The following is a 13,102-nucleotide window of genomic DNA, read 5'->3' as shown; positions in this document are numbered from 1 at the left end:
TCAGAGAATCTCCTCGACGCTCTTACCACGCTTGGCAGCCACGGATTCCGGCGACTGCATGGCTTTCAGCCCCTTGAAGGTGGCGTACACCACGTTCACCGGGTTGGTAGAGCCGTAGCACTTGGCCAGAACGTTCTGCACGCCAGCCACTTCCAGCACGGCACGCATGGCGCCGCCGGCGATGATGCCGGTACCTTCGGAAGCCGGCTGCATGAAGACGCGGGAAGCGCCATGCACGGACTTCATCGGGTATTGCAGGGTGGTGCCGTTCAGGTCGACCTGGATCATATTGCGACGCGCAGCTTCCATCGCCTTCTGGATGGCGGCCGGCACTTCGCGGGACTTGCCGCGACCGAAACCGACGCGACCCTTGCCATCACCCACCACGGTCAACGCGGTGAAGGTGAAGATACGGCCACCCTTAACGGTCTTGGCAACGCGGTTAACCTGGACCAGTTTCTCGATGTAGCCTTCGCCCTGGGCGTCGTCACCGCGATTGTCGCGATCGCGCTTTTGCTCGTGATTTGCCATAACTTAGAACTCCAGCCCGCCTTCACGAGCAGCATCAGCCAGCGCTTTCACGCGGCCGTGGTACTTGAAGCCAGAACGATCGAACGCTACCTGGGTAACACCAGCGGCTTTCGCGCGCTCGGCAACCAGCAGGCCGACTTTCTTGGCCGCGTCGACGTTGCCGGTGGCACCGTCACGCAGTTCTTTGTCCAGGGTCGAGGCGCTGGCCAGAACCTTGGCGCCGTCGGCCGAAATGACCTGGGCGTAGATGTGCTGGGAAGAGCGGTACACGCAAAGGCGTACGGTTTCCAGCTCGCGCATTTTCAGGCGTGCCTTGCGAGCGCGACGCAGACGAGTTTCTTTCTTTACGCTCATTTGCTATGCCCTACTTCTTCTTAGCTTCTTTGCGACGTACGACTTCATCGGCGTAACGCACACCCTTGCCCTTGTAAGGCTCAGGACGACGGAAGTCGCGGATCTCCGCAGCCACCTGACCGACCAGCTGCTTGTCGATGCCCTTGATCAGGATATCGGTCTGGCTGGGGGTTTCGGCGGTAATGCCCTGCGGCAGTTCGTAGTCGATCGGATGGGAGAAGCCCAGCGCGAGATTCAGCACCTGGCCTTTGGCCTGGGCCTTGTAGCCCACACCGACCAGCTGCAGCTTGCGCTCGAAGCCTTGGCTCACGCCAATGACCATGTTGTTGACCAGTGCCCGGGTGGTACCGGCCATGGCCTTGTTCTGCAGATCGCCATTGCGGGCGGCAAAACGCAGCTCACCGGAGTCCTGGATGACTTCCACGGACGGGTGCACATTCAGCTCCAGGGTGCCCTTGGCGCCCTTGACCGAGAGCTGCTGGCCAGCGAGTTTGACCTCGACGCCTGCCGGCAGCTTGACGGGGTTCTTAGCAACGCGAGACATGCTTATCCCCCCTTAGAACACGGTGCAGAGCACTTCACCGCCGACACCGGCAGCGCGTGCAGCGCGATCAGTCATCACACCTTTATTGGTGGAGACGATGGAAACGCCCAGACCGCCGCGAACTTTCGGCAGCTGGTCGACAGGCTTGTACTGGCGCAGGCCAGGACGACTGACGCGCTTGACTTCCTCGATGACCGGACGGCCTTCGAAGTACTTCAGCTCGATGGACAGCTGCGGCTTGGCGTCGCTGCTGACCTGGTATCCCGCGATGTAGCCTTCGTCCTTGAGAACTTTGGCTACTGCCACCTTCAGCTTGGAAGACGGCATGCTTACTACCGACTTTTCAGCCATCTGGGCATTACGGATACGAGTTAGCATGTCCGCTAACGGGTCCTGCATACTCATGGGCTAGATGCTCCTGATACAAAAAGAACAGCCTTGCGGCTGGAACCATCCTCGAGCCCGGAAATGCCAGGCTCAGGAGAGCCGGACATTCTAGAGATCGATCAAAAATGAATCAAGCCCCAAAGGGGCTTGATCGTTAAAAACAAAGCCGGCGCTAGGCCGGCTTCGCTTTTCTTACCAGCTGGCTTTCACCAGACCCGGTACATCACCGCGCATCGCAGCTTCGCGCAGCTTGTTACGGCCGAGGCCGAACTTGCGGTACACGCCGTGCGGACGGCCGGTGATGCGGCAACGGTTACGCAGGCGGCTGGCGCTGGCGTCACGCGGTTGCTTTTGCAGGGCGATCTGAGCTTCCCAACGCTGCTCCGGAGTGGAGTTCGGGTTGGCAATAACAGCTTTGAGCTCAGCGCGCTTCTTAGCGAACTTGGCAACCGTCAGCTGACGCTTCAGCTCGCGGTTCTTCATGCTCTTCTTGGCCATGTCCTACTCCAATCAGTTGCGGAACGGGAAGTTGAAAGCGCGCAGCAGGGCGCGACCTTCATCGTCCGTACGGGCGGTGGTGGTCAGGGTGATGTCCAGGCCGCGCAGAGCATCGATCTTGTCGTAATCGATTTCCGGGAAGATGATCTGCTCTTTTACGCCCATGCTGTAGTTGCCACGACCGTCGAAGGACTTGGCATTCAGGCCGCGGAAGTCACGCACACGCGGCAGGGAGATGGAGAGCAGGCGATCCAGGAATTCGTACATGCGATCGCGACGCAGGGTCACCTTGACACCGATCGGCCAACCTTCACGAACCTTGAAGCCGGCAATGGACTTGCGGGCGAAGGTCACGACGGGCTTTTGACCGGTGATCTTTTCCAGGTCGGCAACGGCGTTTTCGATGATCTTCTTGTCACCGATCGCTTCGCCAAGACCCATGTTCAGGGTGATTTTGGTAACGCGCGGAACTTCCATCACGTTGGCCAGCTGCAGTTCTTCCTTCAGCTTGGGCGCGATTTCTTTCCGGTAAATCTCTTTCAGTCGTGCCATGGTGTTTTACCTATGATTCTCAAGCGCCAACCGGCTTTTGGGTGGACTTGAAGACACGAATTTTCTTGCCGTCTTCGACCTTGAAACCAACGCGGTCAGCCTTGTTGGTTTCGCTGTTGAAGATGGCGACGTTGGAAACGTGCAGGGGCGCCTCTTTCTCGACGATACCGCCCTGAACACCGATCATCGGGTTCGGCTTGGTATGACGCTTGACGAGGTTGATGCCGCCGACGATCAGACGATCGTCAGCCAGCACTTTCAGCACCTTGCCGCGCTTGCCCTTGTCTTTGCCGGCGATGACGATGATCTCGTCGTCACGACGAATCTTTTGCATGACGGCTTCTCCTTACAGCACTTCGGGGGCGAGCGAGACGATCTTCATGAACTTCTCGGAACGCAGTTCACGAGTCACCGGCCCGAAGATACGGGTGCCGATCGGCTCTTGCTTGTTGTTCAGCAGAACAGCGGCGTTGCCGTCGAAGCGGATGATCGAGCCGTCGGCACGGCGTACGCCGTGACGGGTGCGGACCACGACAGCGGTCATCACCTGGCCTTTCTTCACCTTGCCGCGCGGAATCGCTTCCTTCACTGTGACCTTGATGATGTCACCGATACCGGCATAACGACGGTGCGAACCACCCAGGACCTTGATGCACATAACGCGACGAGCACCGCTGTTGTCAGCGACGTCGAGCATGGATTGAGTCTGAATCATATCTTTCTCCGACCCTTAGTCCTTAGACTTCCACGGCACGTTCGACGATTTCCACCAGCGCCCAGGACTTGGTCTTGGCCAGCGGACGGGTCTCACGGATGGTGACCTTGTCGCCGATCTTGCACTGGTTGTTCTCGTCGTGAGCGTGCAGCTTGGTCGAACGCTTCACGTATTTACCGTAGATCGGGTGCTTGACGCGGCGCTCGATCAGGACGGTGATGGTCTTGTCCATTTTGTCGCTGACGACACGGCCAGTCAGCGTACGGACGATTTTCTCTGCTTCAGCCATGATCACTTACCTGCCTGCTGGTTGAGCACAGTTTTCACGCGAGCGATGTCGCGCTTCACTTGCGAGAGCAGGTGAGACTGCCCCAACTGACCAGTCGCCGTCTGCATGCGCAGATTGAACTGATCGCGCAGCAGGCCGAGCAGTTGCTCGTTCAGCTGCTGAACCGATTTTTCACGGAGTTCTTTCGCTTTCATCACATCACCGTCCGCTTAACAAAGGAGGTGGCGAGGGGCAGCTTTGCAGCAGCCAGGGCGAAAGCCTCACGCGCCAGCTCTTCCGGAACACCTTCGATCTCGTACAGCACCTTGCCCGGCTGGATCTGGGCTACCCAGTACTCCACGCCACCCTTACCTTTACCCATACGAACTTCGAGGGGCTTTTTGGTAACCGGCTTGTCCGGGAACACGCGGATCCAGATCTTGCCGCCACGCTTCACGTGACGGGTCAGGGCGCGACGGGCTGCCTCGATCTGACGGGCAGTCAGGCGACCACGGGAAACAGCTTTCAGGGCGAATTCGCCGAAGCTGACCTTGCTACCGCGATGAGCCAGACCACGGTTGTGGCCGGTCATCTGCTTGCGGAATTTTGTACGCTTGGGTTGCAGCATTTTGCGTACTCCTTACTTAGCAGCTTTTTTACGAGGAGCGGGCGCTTGCGGCTTCAGCTCTTCAGTGCGGCCACCAATGACCTCACCCTTGAAGATCCAAACCTTCACACCGATCACACCGTAGGTGGTGTGCGCTTCGTAGGTGGCGTAGTCGATGTCGGCACGCAGGGTGTGCAGGGGCACACGACCTTCGCGATACCACTCGGTACGGGCGATTTCCGCGCCGCCGAGACGACCGCTCACCTGGATCTTGATGCCCTTGGCACCAATGCGCATGGCGTTCTGCACGGCGCGCTTCATGGCGCGACGGAACATGACGCGGCGCTCCAGCTGCTGAGCAACGCTCTGAGCTACCAGCATACCGTCGAGCTCCGGCTTACGGATCTCTTCGATGTTGATGTGCACCGGCACACCCATTTGCTTGGTCAGGTCCTGACGCAGCTTCTCAACATCTTCACCTTTCTTGCCGATCACGATGCCGGGACGAGCGGTGTGGATGGTGATGCGTGCGGTTTGAGCCGGGCGAGCGATGTCGATGCGGCTTACGGACGCGCTTTTTAGTTTGTCCTGGAGGTACTCACGAACCTGAAGGTCGGCCAGCAGATAATCAGCGTATTGACGCTTGTCTGCGTACCAGACGGAGGTGTGCTCCTTGACGATTCCCAGGCGGATGCCAACGGGATGTACTTTCTGACCCATCTGATCGACTCCGTTACTTGTCCGCAACCTTGACAGTGATATGGCAAGACCGCTTGACGATGCGATCAGCACGGCCCTTGGCACGCGGCATGATGCGCTTCAGCGAACGCCCCTCGTTGACGAAAACGGTGCTGACCTTCAGGTCATCAACGTCTGCGCCTTCGTTGTGCTCGGCGTTGGCAACGGCCGACTCCAGCACTTTCTTCATGATCTCGGCGGCTTTCTTCGAGCTGAAAGCCAGCAGGTTGAGCGCTTCGCCCACCTTCTTCCCGCGGATCTGGTCGGCGACCAAGCGGGCTTTCTGGGCGGAGATTCGAGCGCCCGACAGCTTAGCGGCTACTTCCATCTTTCCTTACCCCTTAACGCTTGGCTTTCTTGTCCGCAGCGTGCCCACGATAAGTGCGGGTACCAGCGAACTCGCCGAGTTTGTGGCCGACCATGTCTTCGTTCACGAGGACCGGGACATGCTGACGACCGTTATGCACAGCGATGGTCAGACCGACCATCTGCGGCAGAATGATGGAGCGACGCGACCAGGTTTTAACCGGCTTGCGATCGTTCTTTTCCACCGCCACTTCGATCTTCTTCAGTAGGTGAAGATCGATAAAAGGACCTTTTTTCAGAGAACGCGGCACTGTCGTATCCCTCTAATTACTTACGGCGGCGAACGATCATGTTGTCGGTACGCTTGTTCGCACGGGTCTTCGCACCCTTGGTCGGGAAGCCCCACGGCGAAACCGGGTGACGACCACCAGAAGTACGACCCTCACCACCACCATGCGGGTGGTCGACCGGGTTCATGGCAACACCACGAACGGTCGGGCGAACGCCGCGCCAACGCTTGGCACCGGCTTTACCCAGGGAACGCAGGCTGTGCTCGGAGTTGGATACTTCACCCAGGGTTGCACGGCACTCGGAGAGAACCTTGCGCATCTCGCCGGAGCGCAGACGCAGGGTGACGTAGGCACCTTCACGAGCCACCAGCTGGGCGGAAGCACCAGCGGAGCGAACCAGCTGTGCGCCTTTACCCGGCTTCAGCTCGATCGCGTGAACGGTCGAACCGACGGGGATGTTGCGCAGCGGCAGGCTGTTACCGGCCTTGATCGGAGCAGCGGCACCGGATACCAGCTGGTCGCCAGCGCTCACGCCTTTCGGGGCGATGATGTAGCGACGCTCACCGTCGGCGTATTTCAGCAGAGCGATGTGGGCGGTACGGTTCGGATCGTATTCCACGCGCTCAACGACGGCAGGAATGCCATCCTTGTTGCGACGGAAGTCGACCAGACGGTAGTGCTGCTTGTGGCCACCGCCGATGTGGCGAGTGGTGATACGACCGTTGTTGTTACGGCCGCCAGTTTTCGACTTCTTCTCGAGCAGCGGAGCATAAGGAGCGCCTTTGTGCAGCTCCTGATTGACCACTTTGACCACGAAACGGCGGCCAGCGGAAGTCGGTTTGCATTTAACGATTGCCATGATGCGCCCCTACCTTACTCAGCACTGCTGGTGAAATCGAGATCTTGGCCAGCCTGGAGGGAGACGTACGCCTTCTTCCAGTCGTTGCGCTTGCCCAGACCGCGAGCGGTACGCTTGGTCTTGCCCTGTACATTGACAGTGCGGACCTCGTCCACTTTCACGCTGAACAGGCTTTCGACGGCCTTCTTGATTTCCAGCTTGGTTGCATCAACGGCAACCTTGAAAACGAATTGGCTCTTGCCATCTGCCAGCACGGAGGCCTTCTCGGAGATGTGCGGGCCAACCAGCACTTTGAATACGCGTTCCTGGTTCATGCCAGCAGCTCCTCGAATTTCTTCACGGCCGACACGGTTACCAGCACTTTGTCGAAGGCGATCAGGCTGACCGGATCGGTGCCTTGAACGTCGCGAACATCAACGTGCGGCAGGTTGCGCGCAGCCAGGTACAGGTTCTGGTCGACGGCTTCGGTGACGATCAGCACATCGTTCAGACCCATGCCGTTCAGCTTGCCCAGCAGAGCCTTGGTCTTCGGGGCTTCGACGGCGAAGTCTTCAACCACGACCAGGCGATCCAGACGGACCAGCTCGGAGAGGATGGAGCGCAGAGCAGCGCGGTACATCTTCTTGTTCAGCTTCTGGCTGTGATCCTGCGGCTTGGCCGCGAAGGTCACGCCACCGCCACGCCAGATCGGGCCAACGCTGGAGCCGGAACGAGCACGACCGGTGCCCTTCTGACGCCACGGCTTCTTGCCACCACCGGTGACTTCAGCGCGGGTCTTCTGAGCACGGGAGCCCTGACGACCGCCAGCCATGTAGGCGACGACAGCCTGGTGCACCAGAGTCTCGTTGAACTCGCCGCCGAAAGTGCGCTCGCTGACTTCGATAGCCTGAGCGCCATTTACATTCAGTTGCATCTCAGTTCCCCTATTAACCGCGAGCTTTGACAGCCGGACGCACCAGCACGTCGCCACCGGTAGCGCCCGGAACGGCACCCTTGACCAGCAGCAGATTACGCTCGGCGTCGACACGGACCACTTCCAGGGACTGCACGGTCACGCGCTCGGCGCCAAGATGACCGGACATTTTCTTGCCCTTGAATACACGACCAGGAGTCTGGCACTGGCCGATGGAGCCCGGAGCGCGGTGGGAAACGGAGTTACCGTGGGTATTGTCCTGACCGCGGAAGTTCCAGCGCTTGATGGTACCGGCATAGCCTTTACCCTTGGACTCGCCGGTAACGTCTACCAGCTGGCCAGCTTGGAACAGTTCGGCAGTGATCTGATCGCCAGCCTGGTACTCGCCTTCTTCCAGGCGGAATTCCCAGACGCCACGACCAGCAGCGACATTAGCTTTGGCGAAGTGACCGGCCTGAGCCTTGGTAACGCGGGAAGCACGACGCTCGCCCACGGTTACCTGCACAGCGCGGTAGCCATCGCTTTCTTCGGATTTGAACTGGGTGACGCGATTCGGTTCGATCTCGATGACCGTGACCGGAATGGAGACACCTTCTTCGGTGAAAATGCGGGTCATGCCGCACTTACGACCGACTACACCAATAGTCATGTTGTAAACCTCATGAGTGTACGGGGCTTTCACCCGCTATGGCCGCCCATTTCAGAGCGTTACACGACTAAAACCGCCAGGTTTTAGCCGAGGCTGATCTGCACTTCCACGCCTGCCGCAAGGTCGAGCTTCATCAGCGCGTCGACGGTTTTATCCGTCGGCTGGACGATGTCCAGCACACGCTTGTGGGTACGGATTTCGTACTGATCACGCGCGTCTTTGTTGACGTGCGGGGAGATCAGAACGGTGTACCGCTCTTTGCGAGTAGGCAGAGGAATAGGACCACGCACCTGAGCACCAGTACGTTTCGCGGTTTCCACGATTTCCTGGGTGGATTGATCGATCAGGCGATGGTCAAAAGCCTTCAACCGAATACGGATTTGTTGGTTCTGCATTTTGACCTCAGACTCTATCTCTGCTTTCCCCAACGGACGGACTACGCCCGTTAAAAGGAGGCGTGATTGTACGGATGCCCCCCGGGGGTGTCAACTTTTAACCAATCAAAAGAAAAGGGCCCCGAAGGGCCCCTTTCTCCAGCAGTCGTCGATTACTCGATGACCTTGGCAACCACGCCGGCGCCAACGGTACGGCCGCCTTCGCGAATCGCGAAACGCAGGCCGTCGTCCATGGCGATCGGCTTGATCAGGGTGACAACCATCTTGATGTTGTCGCCCGGCATTACCATCTCAACGCCTTCCGGCAGCTCGCACGAACCAGTCACGTCGGTGGTACGGAAGTAGAACTGCGGACGGTAGCCCTTGAAGAACGGGGTGTGACGACCACCTTCTTCCTTGGACAGCACGTACACTTCGGCTTCGAACTTGGTGTGCGGCTTGATGGTGCCCGGCTTGGCCAGAACCTGGCCACGCTCGACTTCATCACGCTTGGTGCCGCGCAGCAGCACGCCGCAGTTCTCGCCGGCACGACCTTCGTCGAGCAGCTTGCGGAACATTTCCACGCCGGTGCAGGTGGTCTTGGTGGTCGGACGCAGACCGACGATCTCGATCTCTTCCTGAACCTTGACGATACCGCGCTCGACACGACCGGTAACCACGGTGCCGCGACCGGAGATCGAGAACACGTCTTCGATCGGCATCAGGAACGGCATGTCGATGGCACGAACCGGCTCCGGAATGTAGGAGTCCAGGGTCTCGACCAGCTTCTTGACAGCGGTGGTACCCATCTCGTTGTCGTCCTGGCCGTTCAGAGCCATCAGAGCGGAACCGATGACGATCGGGGTGTCATCACCCGGGAAGTCATAGGTGCTCAGCAGGTCGCGAACTTCCATCTCGACCAGCTCCAGCAGCTCGGCATCGTCAACCATGTCGGCCTTGTTCAGGAACACGACGATGTAGGGAACACCTACCTGGCGGGACAGCAGAATGTGCTCGCGGGTCTGCGGCATGGGGCCGTCGGCAGCCGAGCAAACCAGGATCGCGCCGTCCATCTGGGCAGCACCGGTGATCATGTTCTTCACGTAGTCGGCGTGGCCCGGGCAGTCAACGTGCGCGTAGTGACGCACGGCCGAGTCGTACTCAACGTGAGCGGTGTTGATGGTGATACCACGAGCCTTCTCTTCCGGAGCCGAGTCGATCTTGTCGAACTCGACCTTGGCCGAACCGAACACTTCGGAGCAGACGCGGGTCAGAGCAGCGGTCAGGGTGGTTTTACCGTGGTCAACGTGACCGATGGTGCCAACGTTGACGTGCGGTTTGTTACGTTCGAATTTTTCCTTAGCCACGACAGTAAACCTCTTACTTAAAGGGCGGGATTAGCCTTGTTTTTTAACCAGCGCTTCGACGATGTTCGACGGAGCTTCGGCGTACTTGGAGAATTCCATGGAGTAGCTGGCACGACCCTGAGACATGGAACGAACGTCGGTCGCATAACCGAACATCTCGCCCAGCGGAACTTCGGCACGGATTACCTTACCGGAAACCGAATCTTCCATACCCAGAATCAGACCACGACGACGGTTCAGGTCACCCATCACGTCACCCATGTAGTCCTCGGGGGTCACCACTTCGACCTTCATGATCGGCTCAAGCACTTTACCGCCACCCTTCTGGGCCAGCTGCTTGGTCGCCATGGAAGCCGCAATCTTGAACGCCATCTCGTTGGAGTCGACGTCGTGGTACGAGCCATCGAACACGGTTGCCTTCAGGCCGATGAGCGGGTAGCCGGCAACAACGCCGTTCTTCATCTGCTCTTCGATACCCTTCTGGATCGCCGGGATGTATTCTTTCGGAACCACACCACCCACGACTTCGTTGGCGAACACCAGACCTTCGGTGATGTTGCCCTTGTCGTCGACATCGGCGGACGAGAAGCGGATCCAGCAGTGACCGAACTGACCGCGACCACCGGACTGACGAACGAACTTGCCTTCGATCTCGACATTGTCCTTGGAGATGGTTTCGCGGTAGGCCACCTGCGGCTTGCCGATGTTGGCCTCAACACCGAACTCGCGCTTCATGCGGTCGACGATGATGTCCAGGTGCAGCTCACCCATACCACCGATGATGGTCTGGCCGGACTCTTCGTCGGTCTTGACGCGGAACGACGGGTCTTCCTGGGCCAGCTTGCCCAGTGCGATGCCCATCTTCTCCTGGTCAGCCTTGGTCTTCGGCTCGACGGCTACGTGGATAACCGGCTCCGGGAAGTCCATACGCTCGAGAACGATCGGCTTTTCCGGATCGCACAGGGTGTCACCGGTGGTAACGTCCTTCATGCCGATCAGGGCGGCGATGTCGCCCGCGCGCACTTCCTTGATCTCGTCACGCTGGTTGGCGTGCATCTGCACCATACGACCAACGCGCTCTTTCTTGCCTTTCACGGAGTTGATGACCGACTGGCCAGACTCCAGAACGCCCGAGTAGACGCGCACGAAGGTCAGGGTACCGACGAAGGGGTCGGTCGCGATCTTGAACGCCAGCGCGGAGAACGGCGCATTGTCGTCGGCATGACGCTCGTCTTTCGGAGCCTCGTCGCCGTCGTCGATGTGATCCGGATGGATACCCTGGATCGCCGGGATCTCGGTCGGGGCCGGCAGGAAGTCGATCACCGCGTCGAGAACCAGGGGCACGCCCTTGTTCTTGAACGAGGAACCGCAGACGGCCGGAACGATTTCGCAGGCGATGGTGCGCTGACGCAGACCGGCCTTGATCTCCTCGATGGACAGGTCACCCTCTTCGAGGTACTTGTTCATCAGCTCCTCGTTGGCTTCGGCCGCAGCCTCGACCATGTTGGAGCGCCACTCGTTGGCCAGGTCGACCAGCTCGGCCGGAATCTCTTCCTCGCGGTAGCTGGTGCCCTTGTCGTCTTCGTTCCAGTAGATGGCCTTCATCTTCAGCAGGTCGACCTGCCCCTGGAAGTCATCCTCGGCACCGATGGCCAGCTGAACCGGAACCGGGGTATGACCCAGACGGTTCTTGATCTGACCGACGACGCGCAGGAAGTTGGCGCCGGCGCGGTCCATCTTGTTCACGTAGACGATACGCGGAACGCCATACTTGTTGGCCTGACGCCATACGGTTTCGGACTGCGGCTCAACGCCGGAGGTGCCGCAGAACACCACGACAGCACCGTCCAGTACGCGCAGGGAGCGCTCGACTTCGATGGTGAAGTCTACGTGGCCGGGGGTGTCGATGACGTTTACACGGTACTTGTCGTACTGACCGCGCGAACCTTCCCAGAAGGTGGTGATCGCCGCGGAAGTGATGGTGATACCGCGCTCCTGCTCCTGCACCATCCAGTCGGTGGTAGCAGCGCCGTCGTGCACCTCACCCATCTTGTGGCTGAGACCTGTGTAGAACAGGATCCGCTCGGTCGTGGTGGTCTTGCCCGCGTCAACGTGGGCGCAGATACCGATGTTCCGGTAGCGGTTAATTGGTGTGGTACGAGCCATAAAGCCCTCGCAAAAGAATGGATGCCGTGATTAGAAGCGGTAGTGCGAGAACGCTTTGTTGGCTTCGGCCATGCGGTGCACGTCTTCACGCTTCTTGACGGCGGCGCCTTTGCCTTCGAAGGCGTCCAGCAGCTCACCAGCCAGGCGCAGAGCCATGGACTTCTCACCACGCTTGCGCGCACTTTCCACCAGCCAGCGCATGGCCAGCGCATTACGGCGGGACGGACGAACTTCGACCGGAACCTGGTAGGTAGCACCGCCTACACGGCGGGACTTGACTTCGACCAGCGGAGCGATGGCGTCGAGAGCTTTCTCGAAGACTTCCAGGGGGTCGGTGTTCTTGCGGGTCTTGACGGTATCCAGAGCACCATAAACGATGCGCTCGGCAACGGCCTTCTTGCCGCTTTCCATCACGTGGTTCATGAATTTGGCGAGAATCAGGCTTCCGTATTTCGGATCGTCCAGAATCTCACGCTTAGCTGCTACACGACGTCTTGGCATGATAAGCCCTCAAACGGTCTTCAGGTTAGCCCGGGACCATAACCAGTTGATTACGCCCGACCTTACTCTTATCGACTCAATAAAAAGAAAAAGGGTGCACCGAATTACTTCGGACGCTTGGTACCGTACTTGGAACGACCCTGCTTACGGTCTTTGACACCGGTGGTGTCCAGCGAGCCGCGCACGGTGTGGTAACGCACACCCGGGAGGTCTTTTACACGACCGCCACGGATCAGCACTACGCTGTGCTCCTGCAGGTTGTGACCTTCACCGCCGATGTAGGAGGTGACTTCGAAACCGTTGGTCAGACGAACACGGCACACTTTACGCAGTGCGGAGTTCGGTTTCTTCGGCGTGGTGGTGTACACGCGAGTGCACACGCCACGACGCTGCGGGCAGTTCTGCAGCGCAGGCACGTCGCTCTTCTCGACGAGACGCTTGCGCGGCTGGCGTACCAGCTGGTTGATAGTTGCCATCTATAAG

General features: G+C 59.1%; 23 protein-coding genes. All 23 read right to left on the bottom strand.

Annotated features, from left to right (window positions below):
* Nucleotides 1–531, bottom strand: coding sequence for a 30S ribosomal protein S5 (rpsE, locus tag DMO17_RS15275; protein WP_110683345.1), 531 nt, complete (start codon nucleotides 529–531; stop codon nucleotides 1–3).
* Between the two features lie 3 nt (nucleotides 532–534).
* The gene (rplR, locus tag DMO17_RS15270; RefSeq protein ID WP_110683344.1) at nucleotides 535–885 is read right to left on the bottom strand and encodes a 50S ribosomal protein L18; all 351 of its coding nucleotides are present in this window, start codon (nucleotides 883–885) and stop codon (nucleotides 535–537) included.
* Between the two features lie 10 nt (nucleotides 886–895).
* Complete coding sequence (rplF, locus tag DMO17_RS15265; protein ID WP_110683343.1) at nucleotides 896–1,429, bottom strand: 50S ribosomal protein L6; 534 nt, start codon at nucleotides 1,427–1,429, stop codon at nucleotides 896–898.
* A gap of 12 nt (nucleotides 1,430–1,441) precedes the next feature.
* On the bottom strand, nucleotides 1,442–1,834 hold the full coding sequence (gene rpsH / locus DMO17_RS15260) for a 30S ribosomal protein S8 (protein WP_110683342.1): 393 nt from the start codon (nucleotides 1,832–1,834) through the stop codon (nucleotides 1,442–1,444).
* Nucleotides 1,835–2,008: 174 nt separating this feature from the next.
* Nucleotides 2,009–2,314 carry a 30S ribosomal protein S14 gene (gene rpsN / locus DMO17_RS15255; RefSeq protein WP_021702699.1) on the bottom strand — a complete coding sequence of 102 codons (306 nt, stop codon included), beginning with the start codon at nucleotides 2,312–2,314 and terminating at the stop codon, nucleotides 2,009–2,011.
* 12 nt (nucleotides 2,315–2,326) lie between these two features.
* The gene (gene rplE, locus DMO17_RS15250; RefSeq protein ID WP_110683341.1) at nucleotides 2,327–2,866 is read right to left on the bottom strand and encodes a 50S ribosomal protein L5; all 540 of its coding nucleotides are present in this window, start codon (nucleotides 2,864–2,866) and stop codon (nucleotides 2,327–2,329) included.
* A gap of 19 nt (nucleotides 2,867–2,885) precedes the next feature.
* A complete protein-coding gene (gene rplX / locus DMO17_RS15245) occupies nucleotides 2,886–3,200 on the bottom strand; it encodes a 50S ribosomal protein L24 (RefSeq protein WP_110683340.1) in 315 nt (104 codons plus the stop codon).
* A gap of 12 nt (nucleotides 3,201–3,212) precedes the next feature.
* On the bottom strand, nucleotides 3,213–3,581 hold the full coding sequence (rplN, locus tag DMO17_RS15240; RefSeq protein WP_003243907.1) for a 50S ribosomal protein L14: 369 nt from the start codon (nucleotides 3,579–3,581) through the stop codon (nucleotides 3,213–3,215).
* A gap of 22 nt (nucleotides 3,582–3,603) precedes the next feature.
* A complete protein-coding gene (gene rpsQ / locus DMO17_RS15235) occupies nucleotides 3,604–3,870 on the bottom strand; it encodes a 30S ribosomal protein S17 (protein ID WP_110683339.1) in 267 nt (88 codons plus the stop codon).
* A 2-nt stretch (nucleotides 3,871–3,872) separates the two neighbouring features.
* Complete coding sequence (rpmC, locus tag DMO17_RS15230; RefSeq protein ID WP_110683338.1) at nucleotides 3,873–4,064, bottom strand: 50S ribosomal protein L29; 192 nt, start codon at nucleotides 4,062–4,064, stop codon at nucleotides 3,873–3,875.
* Nucleotides 4,064–4,477: a 50S ribosomal protein L16 gene (gene rplP, locus DMO17_RS15225; protein WP_110683337.1), complete on the bottom strand. Its 414-nt coding sequence runs from the start codon at nucleotides 4,475–4,477 to the stop codon at nucleotides 4,064–4,066. Before rplP ends, rpmC begins: the two co-directional genes overlap by 1 nt.
* Nucleotides 4,478–4,489: 12 nt before the next feature.
* Entirely contained in the window at nucleotides 4,490–5,176 is a 687-nt protein-coding gene (rpsC, locus tag DMO17_RS15220) for a 30S ribosomal protein S3 (protein ID WP_110683336.1), read from the bottom strand.
* A 13-nt stretch (nucleotides 5,177–5,189) separates the two neighbouring features.
* On the bottom strand, nucleotides 5,190–5,522 hold the full coding sequence (gene rplV / locus DMO17_RS15215; protein ID WP_003103908.1) for a 50S ribosomal protein L22: 333 nt from the start codon (nucleotides 5,520–5,522) through the stop codon (nucleotides 5,190–5,192).
* A gap of 13 nt (nucleotides 5,523–5,535) precedes the next feature.
* Nucleotides 5,536–5,811, bottom strand: a complete 276-nt coding sequence (rpsS, locus tag DMO17_RS15210; RefSeq protein WP_003448728.1) for a 30S ribosomal protein S19 — start codon at nucleotides 5,809–5,811, stop codon at nucleotides 5,536–5,538.
* Nucleotides 5,812–5,827: 16 nt separating this feature from the next.
* Complete coding sequence (gene rplB, locus DMO17_RS15205; RefSeq protein WP_043310307.1) at nucleotides 5,828–6,649, bottom strand: 50S ribosomal protein L2; 822 nt, start codon at nucleotides 6,647–6,649, stop codon at nucleotides 5,828–5,830.
* Between the two features lie 14 nt (nucleotides 6,650–6,663).
* Nucleotides 6,664–6,963 carry a 50S ribosomal protein L23 gene (gene rplW, locus DMO17_RS15200; protein WP_021702707.1) on the bottom strand — a complete coding sequence of 100 codons (300 nt, stop codon included), beginning with the start codon at nucleotides 6,961–6,963 and terminating at the stop codon, nucleotides 6,664–6,666.
* Nucleotides 6,960–7,562, bottom strand: a complete 603-nt coding sequence (gene rplD, locus DMO17_RS15195; protein WP_110683335.1) for a 50S ribosomal protein L4 — start codon at nucleotides 7,560–7,562, stop codon at nucleotides 6,960–6,962. Before rplD ends, rplW begins: the two co-directional genes overlap by 4 nt.
* 13 nt (nucleotides 7,563–7,575) lie before the next feature.
* Nucleotides 7,576–8,211, bottom strand: a complete 636-nt coding sequence (rplC, locus tag DMO17_RS15190) for a 50S ribosomal protein L3 (RefSeq protein WP_076580073.1) — start codon at nucleotides 8,209–8,211, stop codon at nucleotides 7,576–7,578.
* A gap of 83 nt (nucleotides 8,212–8,294) precedes the next feature.
* Nucleotides 8,295–8,606 carry a 30S ribosomal protein S10 gene (gene rpsJ, locus DMO17_RS15185; RefSeq protein WP_003243886.1) on the bottom strand — a complete coding sequence of 104 codons (312 nt, stop codon included), beginning with the start codon at nucleotides 8,604–8,606 and terminating at the stop codon, nucleotides 8,295–8,297.
* Between the two features lie 152 nt (nucleotides 8,607–8,758).
* Nucleotides 8,759–9,952 carry an elongation factor Tu gene (gene tuf / locus DMO17_RS15180; protein ID WP_110683324.1) on the bottom strand — a complete coding sequence of 398 codons (1,194 nt, stop codon included), beginning with the start codon at nucleotides 9,950–9,952 and terminating at the stop codon, nucleotides 8,759–8,761.
* A 30-nt stretch (nucleotides 9,953–9,982) separates the two neighbouring features.
* Entirely contained in the window at nucleotides 9,983–12,118 is a 2,136-nt protein-coding gene (gene fusA, locus DMO17_RS15175; RefSeq protein WP_110683334.1) for an elongation factor G, read from the bottom strand.
* Nucleotides 12,119–12,148: 30 nt separating this feature from the next.
* A complete protein-coding gene (gene rpsG, locus DMO17_RS15170; protein WP_110683333.1) occupies nucleotides 12,149–12,619 on the bottom strand; it encodes a 30S ribosomal protein S7 in 471 nt (156 codons plus the stop codon).
* Nucleotides 12,620–12,723: 104 nt separating this feature from the next.
* Nucleotides 12,724–13,095 (bottom strand): 30S ribosomal protein S12, encoded by a 372-nt coding sequence (gene rpsL, locus DMO17_RS15165; RefSeq protein ID WP_110683332.1) that lies wholly within the window; start codon nucleotides 13,093–13,095, stop codon nucleotides 12,724–12,726.
* Between the last annotated feature and the right edge of the window lie 7 nt (nucleotides 13,096–13,102).

The sequence above is a fragment of the Aquipseudomonas alcaligenes genome (genome assembly GCF_003205495.1).
In the GTDB taxonomy this organism is placed as follows: domain Bacteria; phylum Pseudomonadota; class Gammaproteobacteria; order Pseudomonadales; family Pseudomonadaceae; genus Aquipseudomonas; species Aquipseudomonas alcaligenes_B.
This window is presented reverse-complemented; position numbering and strand designations above follow the sequence as displayed.

What these genes read in the sequence shown, in the direction of transcription:
- rpsG (WP_110683333.1), bottom strand. Translation starts at nt 12,619, where the DNA reads ATGCCAAGACGTCGTGTAGCAGCTAAGCGTGAGATTCTGGACGATCCG.
- rplD (WP_110683335.1), bottom strand. Translation starts at nt 7,562, where the DNA reads ATGCAACTGAATGTAAATGGCGCTCAGGCTATCGAAGTCAGCGAGCGC.
- rplX (WP_110683340.1), bottom strand. Translation starts at nt 3,200, where the DNA reads ATGCAAAAGATTCGTCGTGACGACGAGATCATCGTCATCGCCGGCAAA.
- rplW (WP_021702707.1), bottom strand. Translation starts at nt 6,963, where the DNA reads ATGAACCAGGAACGCGTATTCAAAGTGCTGGTTGGCCCGCACATCTCC.
- rpsC (WP_110683336.1), bottom strand. Translation starts at nt 5,176, where the DNA reads ATGGGTCAGAAAGTACATCCCGTTGGCATCCGCCTGGGAATCGTCAAG.
- rpmC (WP_110683338.1), bottom strand. Translation starts at nt 4,064, where the DNA reads ATGAAAGCGAAAGAACTCCGTGAAAAATCGGTTCAGCAGCTGAACGAG.
- rplC (WP_076580073.1), bottom strand. Translation starts at nt 8,211, where the DNA reads ATGACTATTGGTGTAGTCGGTCGTAAGTGCGGCATGACCCGCATTTTC.
- rpsH (WP_110683342.1), bottom strand. Translation starts at nt 1,834, where the DNA reads ATGAGTATGCAGGACCCGTTAGCGGACATGCTAACTCGTATCCGTAAT.
- rpsN (WP_021702699.1), bottom strand. Translation starts at nt 2,314, where the DNA reads ATGGCCAAGAAGAGCATGAAGAACCGCGAGCTGAAGCGTCAGCTGACG.
- fusA (WP_110683334.1), bottom strand. Translation starts at nt 12,118, where the DNA reads ATGGCTCGTACCACACCAATTAACCGCTACCGGAACATCGGTATCTGC.
- rplN (WP_003243907.1), bottom strand. Translation starts at nt 3,581, where the DNA reads ATGATTCAGACTCAATCCATGCTCGACGTCGCTGACAACAGCGGTGCT.
- rpsE (WP_110683345.1), bottom strand. Translation starts at nt 531, where the DNA reads ATGGCAAATCACGAGCAAAAGCGCGATCGCGACAATCGCGGTGACGAC.
- rplV (WP_003103908.1), bottom strand. Translation starts at nt 5,522, where the DNA reads ATGGAAGTAGCCGCTAAGCTGTCGGGCGCTCGAATCTCCGCCCAGAAA.
- rplB (WP_043310307.1), bottom strand. Translation starts at nt 6,649, where the DNA reads ATGGCAATCGTTAAATGCAAACCGACTTCCGCTGGCCGCCGTTTCGTG.
- rpsJ (WP_003243886.1), bottom strand. Translation starts at nt 8,606, where the DNA reads ATGCAGAACCAACAAATCCGTATTCGGTTGAAGGCTTTTGACCATCGC.
- rplF (WP_110683343.1), bottom strand. Translation starts at nt 1,429, where the DNA reads ATGTCTCGCGTTGCTAAGAACCCCGTCAAGCTGCCGGCAGGCGTCGAG.
- rpsL (WP_110683332.1), bottom strand. Translation starts at nt 13,095, where the DNA reads ATGGCAACTATCAACCAGCTGGTACGCCAGCCGCGCAAGCGTCTCGTC.
- rpsQ (WP_110683339.1), bottom strand. Translation starts at nt 3,870, where the DNA reads ATGGCTGAAGCAGAGAAAATCGTCCGTACGCTGACTGGCCGTGTCGTC.
- rplR (WP_110683344.1), bottom strand. Translation starts at nt 885, where the DNA reads ATGAGCGTAAAGAAAGAAACTCGTCTGCGTCGCGCTCGCAAGGCACGC.
- rplP (WP_110683337.1), bottom strand. Translation starts at nt 4,477, where the DNA reads ATGCTGCAACCCAAGCGTACAAAATTCCGCAAGCAGATGACCGGCCAC.
- rplE (WP_110683341.1), bottom strand. Translation starts at nt 2,866, where the DNA reads ATGGCACGACTGAAAGAGATTTACCGGAAAGAAATCGCGCCCAAGCTG.